This window comes from Pedobacter miscanthi, from assembly GCF_032678605.1.
GTDB lineage: Bacteria > Bacteroidota > Bacteroidia > Sphingobacteriales > Sphingobacteriaceae > Pedobacter > Pedobacter miscanthi_A.
Map to the genome: position 1 here is coordinate 1 of NZ_JAVTSU010000040.1, position 12,552 is coordinate 12,552.

At 38.6% G+C, this 12,552-nt stretch carries 13 protein-coding genes; 6 read left to right on the forward strand and 7 right to left on the reverse strand.

The genetic code is table 11. The features are described 5' to 3' along the window. Positions 1–44 precede the first annotated feature (44 nt). Genes R2R28_RS28575 through R2R28_RS28585 form a run of 3 tightly spaced genes read right to left on the reverse strand, consistent with a single transcriptional unit; the run spans position 45 to position 2,912 of the window. Positions 45–545, reverse strand: a complete 501-nt coding sequence (locus R2R28_RS28575; RefSeq protein ID WP_316829075.1) for a phosphoglycerate mutase family protein — start codon at positions 543–545, stop codon at positions 45–47. A 37-nt stretch (positions 546–582) separates the two neighbouring features. After that, positions 583–1,626, reverse strand: a complete 1,044-nt coding sequence (locus R2R28_RS28580; RefSeq protein ID WP_316829076.1) for an aminotransferase class I/II-fold pyridoxal phosphate-dependent enzyme — start codon at positions 1,624–1,626, stop codon at positions 583–585. Beyond that, positions 1,626–2,912, reverse strand: a complete 1,287-nt coding sequence (locus R2R28_RS28585; RefSeq protein WP_316829077.1) for a D-alanyl-D-alanine carboxypeptidase — start codon at positions 2,910–2,912, stop codon at positions 1,626–1,628. The genes R2R28_RS28580 and R2R28_RS28585 overlap by 1 nt, the downstream gene beginning before the upstream one ends. Before the next feature lie 93 nt (positions 2,913–3,005). Between R2R28_RS28585 and R2R28_RS28590 the strand changes: the two genes are divergently transcribed. The 6 genes from R2R28_RS28590 (at position 3,006) to R2R28_RS28615 (ending at position 9,917) form a co-directional block, all read left to right on the forward strand. Beyond that, complete coding sequence (locus tag R2R28_RS28590) at positions 3,006–4,253, forward strand: aspartyl protease family protein (RefSeq protein ID WP_316829078.1); 1,248 nt, start codon at positions 3,006–3,008, stop codon at positions 4,251–4,253. A 92-nt stretch (positions 4,254–4,345) separates the two neighbouring features. Continuing rightward, positions 4,346–6,859 (forward strand): zinc-dependent metalloprotease, encoded by a 2,514-nt coding sequence (locus R2R28_RS28595; protein WP_316829079.1) that lies wholly within the window; start codon positions 4,346–4,348, stop codon positions 6,857–6,859. 286 nt (positions 6,860–7,145) lie between these two features. Beyond that, a complete protein-coding gene (locus tag R2R28_RS28600) occupies positions 7,146–8,018 on the forward strand; it encodes a phosphodiester glycosidase family protein (RefSeq protein WP_316829080.1) in 873 nt (290 codons plus the stop codon). Between the two features lie 59 nt (positions 8,019–8,077). Beyond that, positions 8,078–9,004, forward strand: coding sequence for a hypothetical protein (locus R2R28_RS28605; RefSeq protein WP_316829081.1), 927 nt, complete (start codon positions 8,078–8,080; stop codon positions 9,002–9,004). A 105-nt stretch (positions 9,005–9,109) separates the two neighbouring features. Next, positions 9,110–9,301, forward strand: a complete 192-nt coding sequence (locus tag R2R28_RS28610; RefSeq protein WP_025141747.1) for a cold-shock protein — start codon at positions 9,110–9,112, stop codon at positions 9,299–9,301. 88 nt (positions 9,302–9,389) lie between these two features. Continuing rightward, positions 9,390–9,917: an RBBP9/YdeN family alpha/beta hydrolase gene (locus R2R28_RS28615; RefSeq protein WP_316829082.1), complete on the forward strand. Its 528-nt coding sequence runs from the start codon at positions 9,390–9,392 to the stop codon at positions 9,915–9,917. A 109-nt stretch (positions 9,918–10,026) separates the two neighbouring features. Here the strand turns inward: R2R28_RS28615 and R2R28_RS28620 are convergent, their stop codons facing one another. The 4 genes from R2R28_RS28620 to R2R28_RS28635 all read right to left on the reverse strand — a co-directional run bounded on the left by R2R28_RS28620 (position 10,027) and on the right by R2R28_RS28635 (position 12,428). Further along, positions 10,027–10,506, reverse strand: a complete 480-nt coding sequence (locus tag R2R28_RS28620; RefSeq protein WP_316829083.1) for a hypothetical protein — start codon at positions 10,504–10,506, stop codon at positions 10,027–10,029. Next, complete coding sequence (locus R2R28_RS28625; protein WP_316829084.1) at positions 10,503–11,084, reverse strand: sigma-70 family RNA polymerase sigma factor; 582 nt, start codon at positions 11,082–11,084, stop codon at positions 10,503–10,505. The genes R2R28_RS28620 and R2R28_RS28625 overlap by 4 nt, the downstream gene beginning before the upstream one ends. A gap of 387 nt (positions 11,085–11,471) precedes the next feature. Then, positions 11,472–11,792, reverse strand: coding sequence for a DMT family transporter (locus R2R28_RS28630; RefSeq protein WP_025141751.1), 321 nt, complete (start codon positions 11,790–11,792; stop codon positions 11,472–11,474). Positions 11,793–11,861: 69 nt separating this feature from the next. Then, entirely contained in the window at positions 11,862–12,428 is a 567-nt protein-coding gene (locus R2R28_RS28635) for a Crp/Fnr family transcriptional regulator (protein ID WP_316829085.1), read from the reverse strand. Between the last annotated feature and the right edge of the window lie 124 nt (positions 12,429–12,552).

Here is a 12,552-nt window from a genome sequence, read left to right on the forward strand (position 1 = left end):
TGTCAGGTGGTAACACCTGACATCACACTAGGAGAACTATATTCCTACAAATGATGCGGCCTGCCATATTGATCCATTTTTACCTTTGCTTTATCTTCTTTTACTGATAACTCAAAAATGTAATCATAATCATCGTCCGTTAATTCATCTTTTGGTCTTTTCCCGCCCAGCGCTTCAATAATTTCGAGTACGGTATTGGAATGGCCTGCTACAATAACGGTTTTACCAACATAATTTGTTTTGATGCTATCCACCAGTGATTTAATATCTTTATAATCGATCACCTTTGGGATCACCAGTGAATCCAGCGTTTGATGGGTTCTTTTCGTTGGTGTGGTAAATGCAGCATCAAATTTTACCTTTTTTAAATACTTTGCTAAATCTTCTGTGCGTATTTTCCCTTCGTCGGATAAATTAGGATTGGTATCCTGTGGGTTCGATCTATCTTTTTCAGCATGTCTAACAATCCAAACGGTAGTGGTTTGTGCAGAAATGATATTAGCAAATAGAAGCGTTAACGACAGGAGTACGAACAGTTTTTTCATGTCATAAATATTCAAAAATTAATTGGATAAGAAAAGCTTAAAAAAATATGGCGGCAATTAGCTTTTCAATATCCTCTTTTTCATGCCATGCGGAAAGCACGATACGGTTTAAAGTTTTGTCGGTAGGATTTGGATAAGGGAAAGACGAAATCAGGATCTGCTGTTGCAAAAGGCGTTGGGAGAAATTTACATCGCCCAACAGATACACAGGGAAATCCCATGTGAACTTCCAGGTAAGATTTAATGCTTCTTCAAACATGGCCATGTTATTTTTCAGCTTATTTAGGGCCTTACTATATATTTGCCCTGCATGGATAAATGCATACAGCCCTGCTGCACTGGGTGGAGAAGCGCCGATAAACGTATTGGTTTTTTTAAGTTTATCGATCATTTTATCTGAGGCCAAAACCAGCCCGGCATCTACACCTAATGCTTTTGCCATGGAGGCAACTACTACATTTTCGATGTTTTCTTGCTTCGGAAGGTTTACAATTGCGCCTATTCCATTATTATTTACACCGATTCCATGCGAATCGTCAACAACAAGGATTATATTTTTATCTTTACTGAGTTCTTTTGCAAAGTCGAAATCATAAATTTCAGGGACGAGATTATTCATCGAATTGCTGACCAAAACCCAGGTTTTTTCTTCAGAAGAATTTATCCTTTCGATCGTTTCCGCTACCCAATCTCTTAATAACATTAAATTTTTGGGTTGATGTTCTGCCAGCGAAAGTGCAGGGTGGGCTGCTGGGCCATAAATTACCTCGCCTAATGCAGATAGTGCTTTAACCGTTAGCTGTGCCGCTAAATACCCACTCGAGGTAATCAGGGCCGCTTCTGTGCCATATCTTTTAGCAGCTACTTTTTCGGCTTCATTATAAATACCCTGTTGGATATTGTTGGTGCGGCTTGTGCCGTTATTTAAACCAAATTTTTTGATTCCTTCAATATACAAATCAATGAAATCCTGATCTTGTGGAATGCCTAAATAAGCCGTTCCGCCAAAATATAGATAGGAGGTACCATCAATGTTTATTTTGTTCGAAAAGGGTTGGTCAATTGATTTAAAATCTGGCATTAGAAATTCTCATGTATATAAGTTACTATCCGCACCATTTCTGCCCTTACCTCGGCAGTAGGTTTTACAAAATTATTGTTCATGAAAGAATAGATGTACGTTTTTCCTTTTTTGGTGAGTACATAACCACTTTGGTTGTGTACGCCTCCCAATGAGCCTGTTTTACCATAAACAAAGGGTTTGTCGGTTTTGGGGTAAGCGCTTTTTAAGGTTCCGCTTTTTCCACCTGCCGGTAACATATTAAAAAGCTTTTCCGGGTTATTCACCAGTTTATAAATAGAATCAAGTAAATACACGTTATCGCGTGGCGTAAATAAATTTTGTCGTGATAAACCTGAACCATCTACCCATTTAACCTTATCGGGTAAAAAAGAAAGGTAATTTTTGGTAATATGTGCGATGGCTTTAACCGTACTTAGGGTATCACCAATCTGGTTCGAGCATACTAAAAGTAAATGTTCAGCTATAAAATTATCGCTGGGCAGCATCATGTGTTTTAAAACAGAATCGCGGTTAGCACCCGGCAACGTTTTCGCGTCTGCAGGAATTTTAAAATTGATAATTCCTACAGGTTTGTGCAAGGTATCCGATAATACTTCAACGGTAACCTGTGCGCTTGTTTTATAAGGGTTTTGCTGGTTATATCCTGGTTTTACGGCAACTGCAGGGTAATGAAAACTATTGGTTAAAAAATCGCGGGTTACCTGAAAATTGCCTGTGTTTTTAGTAGAATCTACTTTAAAGCATGGCGCAAAAACTTTAGGTTCGATGTTTATTTTATTTGCACCGGCATATGTAGAAGTTACCATGTTATCCATAATCGGCATTTCGGTAATTTCTGGTTGATAATAGTAGTCATAATCATCCCAGGCCCAGCCATCGCCAAAAAAAGTACCTGAATAACGGCCTGGTGCAAAAAATAGTTTTTTATTGGAAGCGAGAAGGAAATTATAGGCTGATTTATCTTTCACCGCAAATTGTAAAAACGATGGATCGCCGGTTCCCCAAAAAATCAACGAATCATTCCGTTCGATGTATTTTAATGCCGGCATTAGTTCTGGTATCATTTTCAAACTGGCAAAAAAAGTATACAATTTAGTGTTGGAGGCCGGAGTAAAATATTTATCGGCATCCTTCTCAAAAACCATTTTTTTATCGGTAGGGTTGTAAAGAGCAAAACCAACCTGATATTGCCTGATAACCTGCGAATTTTTAAATTCTTTTGCCACTTTTCTCGAAACCATTTTGTTGGCAGAACAGGCTGTTAACAAACAAATGGATAACATTAGGATAAAAAAAGTGTGGTTTTGATTTTTTAGCCGGAACATCTTCTAAATTTAGGGGACATAATTATCAACTAATTTATTAAATTTAGTTTAATGTTAACCAAATATAGTCCCGGTGTAATAATCTGTTTACGTAAACTTTGCATTTGCCTGGGATTGGTATGTGTTGTGTTTTCTGCCGCTGGACAGGATTTTTTGTTTAAAAGAAACCGCCAAAAACAATCAATTCCTTTTAAATGCATCAAAAACCTCATTGTTATCCCGGTTTATGTTGGTGGTAAAGGGCCATTTGATTTTGTGCTTGATACCGGTGTTGGCCCAATGATTATCACAGATCCATCTATCATCGATTCGTTAAATTTTAACATGCTCCGTAAAATTAAAGTTTCAGGGCTGGGCATAGAAACAGTTGAGGCCTATGTTTCTCAAAGCCTCGATGTTAAAGTGGGCAGTACAAGTATAGAACATATCCCTACTGCTATTTTAAAAGAAGATCTTTTTAATTTATCGGGACATCTGGGCATCAAGATCTATGGTTTACTAGGGTACAGTTTTTTTAATAGTTTTATTGTTGATTTAAGGTACAGTGAAAACAGGCTGATTATTTACGGTCGCGACGCAAAAGTAAAGTACCGGGGGAAAAAGATTCCCATTGAAATCGAAAATCAGAAACCTTACGTAAAGGCCGATGTTCAACTTCCAGATGGTGAATCGGTTAGCGCCCGGTTTTTAATGGACACGGGTGCGAGTCATGCCTTATCGCTTGAAATGCTACAGGGAGGTGAATTTCCTCTGCCAGAAAAAACAATCAAGGCCAATTTAGGAATGAGCCTAAGCGGGCAGATTAAAGGTTACATTGGCAGGGTAGGCAAGTTTAGTTTAGGAAATTATGTTTTTAATGATGTTGTTTCCGGATTTCCGGATTTTAAAACCATTGCAGAAAAAATTGACCTTACCAGGCGGAATGGAAATTTAGGAGCCGATTTGCTGCGGAAATTTAATATCCAATTTAATTACGAGGAAGGTTTTATCTACGTTAAACCAAATGGTTTCAGTAAAGCACCTTTTGAGCACGATATGGTCGGAATGGTTATCTATCTCGATCAGAAGGAATATAAAAGGGTGCTTATCGGCGAAATTGATGAAAACAGTCCGGCCGAAAAAGCAGGCCTTTGCCCTGACGACGAAATTATTGGTGTCAATTTTAAAGGAGTGGAAAACTATACCTTAAACGACCTGACCGATTTGTTTAAATCAAAAGCAGACCGAAGTGTTATTTTTGAGATTTACAGGGGCAAAGAAACCTTTTTTAAGGTAGTGAGGCTAGAAAAGAGAATTTAAATAGCGTAATTTTCCGGTTACAAAACAATTGCTGTGTAACAAGACTCTAACTTTAACCTCTTATTATCAAGCAAACTAACTTTTATATACACATGAAGAAAAACTTTAAGGTGCTTGCTTTGGCAGGTATCGTAGCACTTGGTGTAGCCGGATCAGGGTCCGTATATGCTCAAAAGAAGCCCAAAACTACAAAAGGTGCAACCCCCGCAACACCTGCTGCTGCAGCTGCTGCGCCGAAAAAAGAAGGAATTAAACCATTTTCGGAGATTATTACAGCAAAAGCCAGAACTACAAACGGTTTGTTTAAAACTCATAAAGTAGATGATAAATGGTACTTTGAGATTCCAGATTCGATGATTAACCGTGAAATGCTGGTGGTTACCCGTTTGGCAAAAGTGCCCGCAGGCGTAAAAGTAGGTAACCAGCAATATGGTGGTGAGGAATTAAACGAGCAGGTTTGGAAATGGGAGCGCAGGGGCAAACAGGTTTACATTCGTGTACCAAGTTACGCAACCAAGGCCGATCCGAACAGTGATATGTACGAATCAGTACAAAATTCTAACCTGGCGCAAATTTTAGCCAGTTTTGATATTAAAGCTTATAATAAAGATACTACAGGTGTGGTTATCGATGTAACCGACTTTTATAACGGCGATATCATGGCCATAGGTGCTACCGATCAGATCCGTAAGGCCTATAAAGTAACGATGTACGATGCTACACGCTCTTACATCGATACCGTAAAAACTTTCCCGATTAATATTGAGGTAAAAACGGCTAAAACATACCGTGCGGCAGAATCGCCAACCGATAATAGCAATGCTGCTGTAACTTTCGAGTTTAATACTTCGATGTTGTTATTGCCAAAAATTCCGGTAAAAGCCAGGATAATGGATAGCAGGGTAGGTTTCTTCGGTCAATCGCAGATTGATTATGGAAGCAACGCACAAAAAGCAGAACGTACAGCTTACATTCACCGCTGGAACCTGGTTCCAAAAGATACCAACGCGTACAAACGTGGCGAACTGGTGGAGCCGGTAAAACCGATTGTAATTTACATTGATCCGGCAACACCAAAGAAATGGGTGCCATTTCTAATCCAGGGAATTAACGATTGGCAGGTTGCTTTCGAAGCTGCCGGTTTCAAAAATGCCATTATGGGTAAAGAAGCCCCAACAGCAGAGCAAGATCCTCAGTTTAGTGTAGAAGATTCACGCTATTCAGTAGTGCGTTATTTTGCATCTGATATAGCAAACGCTTACGGTCCGCACATCAGCGATCCTCGCACCGGACAGATTTTAGAAACACACATTGGCTGGTACCACAACGTAATGAATTTATTGCGCAACTGGTATTTTGTGCAAACAGCAGCCATTAATCCAGAAGTACGTAAAGCACAGTTTACTGATGCACAAATGGGCGAATTGATCCGTTTTGTATCCTCGCACGAAATTGGTCATACTTTAGGTTTACCACACAACTTTGGTTCGAGTTATGCTTATCCTGTTGATTCGTTACGATCTAAAACATTTACCGATAAACATGGTACCGCACCATCAATTATGGATTATGCCCGTTTTAACTATATCGCACAACCAGGCGATGGTGTAACTAAACTTCACCCTCAAATTGGCGAATATGATAAATGGGTGGTAAAATGGGGATACTCTTGGATCCCCGGAAATAAAACTGCTGAACAGGAAAAAGAAGTTTTGGATCAATGGACTTTAAAAAATGCCGGTAATCCATTGTATTTCTATGGCCGTCAGGGAACTACTTTAGATCCCCGTTTACAGAGCGAAGATTTGGGCGATAATGCAATGAAGGCCAGTACCTATGGTATTGCCAACTTAAAACGCATTTTGCCTAACGTGGAAAAATGGACATACCAAAAAGGCAAAGATTATAGCGATTTAAAAGAAATCTATACTGAAATTGTAGGTCAGTTTAACCGTTACATGGGGCATGTAGCCACCAACGTTGGTGGATTAAGTGAAAACTTTAAAACTTACGAGCAAAGCGGACCAGTTTATGCTTACTTACCGAAAGCAAAACAAAAGGAAGCCATCACTTTCTTTAACCAACAATTGTTTACTACACCACTTTGGTTAATCAGCAACGATCAGTTGAGTAAATTTGATAACGGTGTATTGCTAAACCGCATAAAAAGCGTTCAAACCAATACTTTGGGTAACCTGTTATCTGCATCCCGTATTGCTCGTTTGTTAGATAATGAAACCAAAAATGGCGCAGCAAAAGCTTACACCTTGCCCGAATTATTTACAGATTTAAGATCGTCAGTGTTTGTTGCCGGAAGAGCTGATGCTTTTAAACGTAATTTACAACGTGCTTATGTAGACCGTTTACAGGATTTAATGACCAAAGAATCGGAGCTTCCGGTTGGTTTCCCTGTAGAATATGCTGCAAGCTATGGTTTAACGCCAATTAACGTTGGTTTATCTGATATCAGACCATTGGTTAGGGCAGAATTAAAAACCCTATTGACCACTACTAAAGCAAGAGCTGCTGCTGGTGATGCCATTACAAAAGCACATTATGAAGATTTAAGTATCCGTATTAAAGATATTTTAGATCCGAAGAAATAAATAGATAACATGAGCGAAGGATGGAATTAGAGAATGGTTGAATTGCGATTCGCCATTCAATCATATAACCTCTTTCATTCAGTCATTAAAAAACGGAGCAGATCATTAAATTGATCGCTCCGTTTTTTTGTGGCCAAACCTCGCAAAACTTCAATAGAAGAAGCGTCATCTCGGCTTCGTTACACTTCGCTCGAAACGACGTGCCTGTTTAGTAACCCTTTGTATAATTCTTGATGCTTTAAGTTAAACATACAACAGTTTTTTAATTTTATGGCAAAACAAGCTTATGTTTAAGAAACTATCAATTGCATTTATATTATTTACCTGCAGTTTCCCGGCTTTTAGCCAAAACACTGATTCTTTAACCGTTGTAAAAACCAAATGGGAAAAAAATAAAATTGCCAGACAGGTGGTTTTGTTCAGGTATCATTTTGATCAGAATCTTTTTGCTGCAAACGAAAACATTTCATTTCTAGAAATAAAAAATACAGGTCGTAAAGCTGTTTTTGCTATTGGGGCAGAAGAAAAAGCATTAATTACCACTAGTAGTTTTGGCTTAAGAGATACAGCCATTGCTGCGGTAAACGGCAATTTTTTTGATGTAAAAAACGGAGGATCGGTCGATTTTGTACGTGTTAACGGAAAAACAATTAATACCAGCCGTTTCGAAAAGAATGGAAGCAGGGCGAGGCACCAGGAAGCAGCAGTTGTAATTGATAAAGGCAAGATTTCCATTAAAAAATGGGATGGATCAACCGACTGGGAAACAAAATTAAGCGAAGAAAATGTTTTGTTAAACGGTCCGTTATTAACTTTAAATAATGTTGACGAAGTATTGGATACGGCAGGCTTTAACCGTTTGCGCCATCCACGCACCTGCATGGGCATAAAACCTAACGGTAGGGTAATTTTATTAACCGTTGATGGAAGAAATGAAAATTCGGCAGGAATGAGTTTGCCCGAACTTACCAAACTGATGCGTTGGTTAGGCTGTACTTCATCTATAAATTTTGACGGAGGAGGCTCCACCACTTTGTGGGTAAACGGAATGCCCGATGGCGGTGTAATTAATTACCCAACTGATAATAAAAAGTGGGATCATGAAGGGCAGCGAAAAGTGGCCAATGTTATTCTGGTAAAGAAACAGGCTAAAAGATAAAGTGCTGTGAAAGCAACACTGCTTAAAAAAACTTATTTTAGCCAAAGATTTTTGTTGAAATGATTAAAAATACGATATACCTTTTCTTTTTTGTGCTCATGCTCAGTGCCTGTAAAATGGGTACCAAAACCAGCGACGCAACCCTTAGGGATTTTACTTTCGAGCCTGTTAAGGGCATCCGTTATGTTGAAGTAAAACGTCGCTTTAAAGACGGGTATTCGTTTAACCGGGACGGTTTTATGCAAAAACCATCCTGGATAATCCAAGTGGTTAAAGAAGATACCATGTCGGCATGGAGCCCGCAGAAGCATAGGATGCAGAATTTTTACCTGCAGTACGATCATGGCAACGTATATAATTTCGCAGCAGAATATTTTAAGGTAAAACACGTTAGCAAGGATAGCCTGGTTTTTCAACGGATACAGGTTGATGGAAGGGTGATTGCTTCAGACGTTCGCTCGGATGTAAACATGACCTTTTATGCACAGGATTACATCAAAAATAAATTAAAAGCTAAACCCGAAGAACTGCAAAAGCCAACCAAAGCCGATACTGCTTTTATCGAAAAGCGTTCTGCCAAGGTTAATCTGAACAGCGATAGCGCTTTTGCGGCAACAGATCCGGTTCAGTTTATACCCAAAAGCAAAATTGCAAGGGTAGAAAAAATCAGTACAGTAGACCGTGCAAATAACAGAACCGAAGCTTACGATTACATGTTCCCACAATATATTATCAGGATAGACAAGGCTTATAAAGATTTTGCTTATCAGGTTGCCGCTGTTGTAGATTTTCAAGGTGGAATACACGTAAAAACCATTTATAACGTGTTACCAGAAAATGTGGAGGCGAAAAAAAAGGTGGCCCAGGGCATTGCCGATATCTATGTTCGTAACCTTTTTAATGTGGCTCCCGGAACTACGTTAGGCGTTCCGCATAATAGCGAAATTACCTTAACCATGATTGGGAAGGTGGCTAAAAAGCCTTAATAATCTGATATTTACAAAATTTTAACGTTAAAAAAATGTTAAAATTTTATTTTGATTTTAAAAATTAAAACTTACCTTGCGTACTTAATTTTAATATTTAATACAATGCAAGAAGGCACAGTAAAATTCTTCAATGTAACTAAAGGTTTTGGCTTTATCGTACCTGCGAATGGCGATAGCGAAATTTTTGTTCATTCAACAGGTCTTATCGACGAAATCCGTGAAAACGACAAAGTACAGTACGAAGTTGCTAACGGTAAAAAAGGCTTAAACGCCGTTAATGTGAAAGTAATTTAATTTATTTATCATATTTACAAATGGCCTCGATCCCAATCGGGGCTTTTTTGTTTTTTATCGTCAACGTAAATCCCCTTTCATACCTTTTATGACGCATTATTTTATTGTTCCGGGTTTGGGCAATTCAGGCCCGGACCATTGGCAAACCCATTTCGAAAAATCTGGCGATAACTTTATCCGCATTAACCAAAAGGAATGGGATGCCCCGGCAAATCAGGATTGGATCGAAACTATAGAATCAATGCTTACTGCAGATCATCTTGATGATGTGGTTTTAATCGGACATAGTTTAGGCTGTACGGCCATTGCCAATTGGGCAAAAGCTTACCAAAAGAAAATTAAGGGCGCTTTATTAGTTGCACCGAGTGATATAGAAGCCCCAAAGTACAATTTTGATACGCCCGGTTTTGATCATGTGCCTCTGGATCAGATCAATTTTAAAACCATTGTTGTATCCAGCACAAACGATGAATGGGTTACTTTAGAAAGAGCTGAATTTTTTGCGAAACATTGGGGCAGCGAATTCATCAATATTGGAGCAGCAGGACACATTAATGCCGATGCTGGTTTTGGTGAATGGACGGAAGGATTGGAGATTTTAAAAAAACTGGGATAGATAAATCGTCATCTCAACCATGGCGGAGAAATCTTTTATATAACTGATAGATTTCTCCCACTCCGGTCGAAATGACGTACATAAATTAAATGTACGCCCTTTGTAGCATTTATTTATGCATCCTTTTCCTCAAAAACTGATCAAGAAAAATTAAACCAATTACCAGATCGAAAAATAAAAAGCTATACAGTACCGTATGCGTGATGTAGTGATCTAAATTAAAGTTTAAATTAACGTCAAAATCGAATTTAGGCATGCTTAAGCTCGAATTGTAAAGCACATAACCAAACAAGGCCAGTAAAGAGATTACGAAAAAGCCGCCAATGCCATAAATAATTTTTTTATCAACCTGTGTTTTCATCGCCAGTGGTGCGGGCACCAGGGCCACACTTTCCATTACATTCCGAGTGAAAGACATGGAGGGTTCATCCAGATCAAGTTCAGCAAATGTAGAATTGAGTTTTAAAAGGTCCTCGTACAGCGATTTAACCCCGGTATCTGATTCGATTTTTTCTTCGATTGTTTTTTTTGCAGATTCTTCTAAATTTCCATCTATATAATCCCAAAGTTGTTGTTCTATTGTATTCATAGTAACTCCTTTACTTCATCTTTTAACAAATATTGTAATTTTTCTTTAAGCCTTTGTCTTGCCCTGTGCAACTTTACCTTTATGGTATTGGGCTCCATGTGTAAAGCTTCACCAATTTCTTCCAAACTCTGCTCGCCTTTATAAAATAAGGTAATAATGGCCGCGTCATCTGGCAATAATTGCGTAATGGCTATATTTAAAAAAGCATGGCTATCCTGTTTATCATAACCATTGGCATTAAAGCCTGAGGTATGGTTTTCAAGCTGCAAAACGGTACCTTCCTCATGAATTGATGAGGTATCTAATCGCTTTTTTCTCAAAAACGTCATCGCCGTAGTATAAGTAATGGTGTACAGCCAGGTGCTAAATTTGGCTGTTTGTTTAAAAGTACCTAAAGCTTTATAGGCCTTTACAAAGCAATCCTGAGCAATTTCTTCGGCATCTTCCCTGTTTTTTGCAAACCTTAGCGCCAGCGTAAATACAAACCGCTGATGGCGTTTAACCAACAGCCCATACTGATCGGTTTGCCCGTTCAATATGTTTTGTATCAGTGCTAAATCGGTAAGTTTTTGCTCCATGTTTAGTTGTAAGACTATACCATCGATCAGAAGGTTACACGTGGAACATAATTAAGGAGATTTATTATTTGTTAATAACCAGGTGAATAGTGTAAATAGTTTAATTTTTTAGAAATGAAAGGGCCGTTCTCATGGCAGAGGAAAGTCCTGCTTTCCATTCCAAGTCCTCGTTTCGTTCCTCAACTGTGGGCTTTACATTGCAATCAGGTTTAGGCGGCGAGGGCATTCATTCTAAACGTACTGAAAAATCCCGAGCCGAAAAAATACAGGATCAACAATAAGCAGTCAATTTCAGCATCTGCTACTATGAAACAGATTCTTCACTGCATTAAGAACGACATTAAGTATTACGCTGCAGGCTGAGGCATCCCGAACCTGGACGCGGCACTAATGCGAAGCGAAAAATTTTAACCCTGCAATAGAGCCAATAAGCGTGCAAATAAAAAATATCCGCCAAAAGGTGGCTGGTTCGTTAAAATATACGATACCGATAATTACGGTACCAACGGCTCCAATACCTGTCCAAACGGCATAGGCAGTTCCCATTGGCAAAGTTTGGGTAGCCTTGTTTAACAACAGAAAACTTAAAGCAATGCAGACAAAAAATGCCGCACTCCATTTTATATTCGAGAAATTATTCGATAATTTAAGGCAGGTTGTAAAGCCAACTTCGAAAAGTCCGGCAATAATTAAGATAATCCAGTTCATAATTTATATGTTTCTGCAAAATTACGATGCATTTACCGGACAACATTTTACAAATGTTAAAAAATGAGCTTATTTATAGGCGGCTCTAATCCGGCTTAGTGTAACCTGGGTTACGCCAAGGTAAGAAGCAATGTGTTTTAAAGCAACCCGTTTAATCAGCTCGGGCGATTGCGCTACAAACTCCTGATAACGTTCTGCAGCTCCTTTAAAAGCACGATCAATGAGTCGGCGTTCGGTAGCAATTAATTCTTGTTCGGCTATTTTTCTGCCCCAGTTTGCAATTTCTAAATGTTTATCGTAAAGTAAAAAGAGATTGCTTAACCTCATGCGCATTAAGATGCTATCTTCTAAAAGCTCTATATTTTCATACCCTGGCTGGTTATTAATGTAACTGTTAAAAGAAAAAAGAACATTCCCGCTTTGCCCAAACCAAAAGGTAATCTGTTGATTTTCGCCATCGCTATATGCTCGGGCAATACCTCTTTCAAGAACATAAAAATGAGGCTCAATCTTATCAGCACGAATAATGATAGTTCCCTTTTGATGTTTAACATATTCAATATGCTTAGCAAACTCATACAGTGAACCATCACTTAATGCAGTAAAGACGGCAATATTTCTAAGTTGTTCAATCAAAATCTATAATTATAAAACAAAAATAACAATGTTTTGCCCGGGTAGCACTTGGTGGCAGACATTTATTATTTTCTTTTTATGATTTGGTGATTGAATATTTTTTGATATCAGGTGTAACCTGATT

Excerpts from the sequence above, each read along its gene's own strand:
- R2R28_RS28580 (WP_316829076.1), bottom strand. The coding sequence starts at position 1,626 with ATGCCAGATTTTAAATCAATTGACCAACCCTTTTCGAACAAAATAAAC.
- R2R28_RS28590 (WP_316829078.1), top strand. The coding sequence starts at position 3,006 with ATGTTAACCAAATATAGTCCCGGTGTAATAATCTGTTTACGTAAACTT.
- R2R28_RS28585 (WP_316829077.1), bottom strand. The coding sequence starts at position 2,912 with ATGTTATCCATTTGTTTGTTAACAGCCTGTTCTGCCAACAAAATGGTT.
- R2R28_RS28595 (WP_316829079.1), top strand. The coding sequence starts at position 4,346 with ATGAAGAAAAACTTTAAGGTGCTTGCTTTGGCAGGTATCGTAGCACTT.
- R2R28_RS28625 (WP_316829084.1), bottom strand. The coding sequence starts at position 11,084 with ATGGAGCAAAAACTTACCGATTTAGCACTGATACAAAACATATTGAAC.
- R2R28_RS28610 (WP_025141747.1), top strand. The coding sequence starts at position 9,110 with ATGCAAGAAGGCACAGTAAAATTCTTCAATGTAACTAAAGGTTTTGGC.
- R2R28_RS28615 (WP_316829082.1), top strand. The coding sequence starts at position 9,390 with ATGACGCATTATTTTATTGTTCCGGGTTTGGGCAATTCAGGCCCGGAC.
- R2R28_RS28605 (WP_316829081.1), top strand. The coding sequence starts at position 8,078 with ATGATTAAAAATACGATATACCTTTTCTTTTTTGTGCTCATGCTCAGT.
- R2R28_RS28630 (WP_025141751.1), bottom strand. The coding sequence starts at position 11,792 with ATGAACTGGATTATCTTAATTATTGCCGGACTTTTCGAAGTTGGCTTT.
- R2R28_RS28620 (WP_316829083.1), bottom strand. The coding sequence starts at position 10,506 with ATGAATACAATAGAACAACAACTTTGGGATTATATAGATGGAAATTTA.
- R2R28_RS28575 (WP_316829075.1), bottom strand. The coding sequence starts at position 545 with ATGAAAAAACTGTTCGTACTCCTGTCGTTAACGCTTCTATTTGCTAAT.
- R2R28_RS28600 (WP_316829080.1), top strand. The coding sequence starts at position 7,146 with ATGTTTAAGAAACTATCAATTGCATTTATATTATTTACCTGCAGTTTC.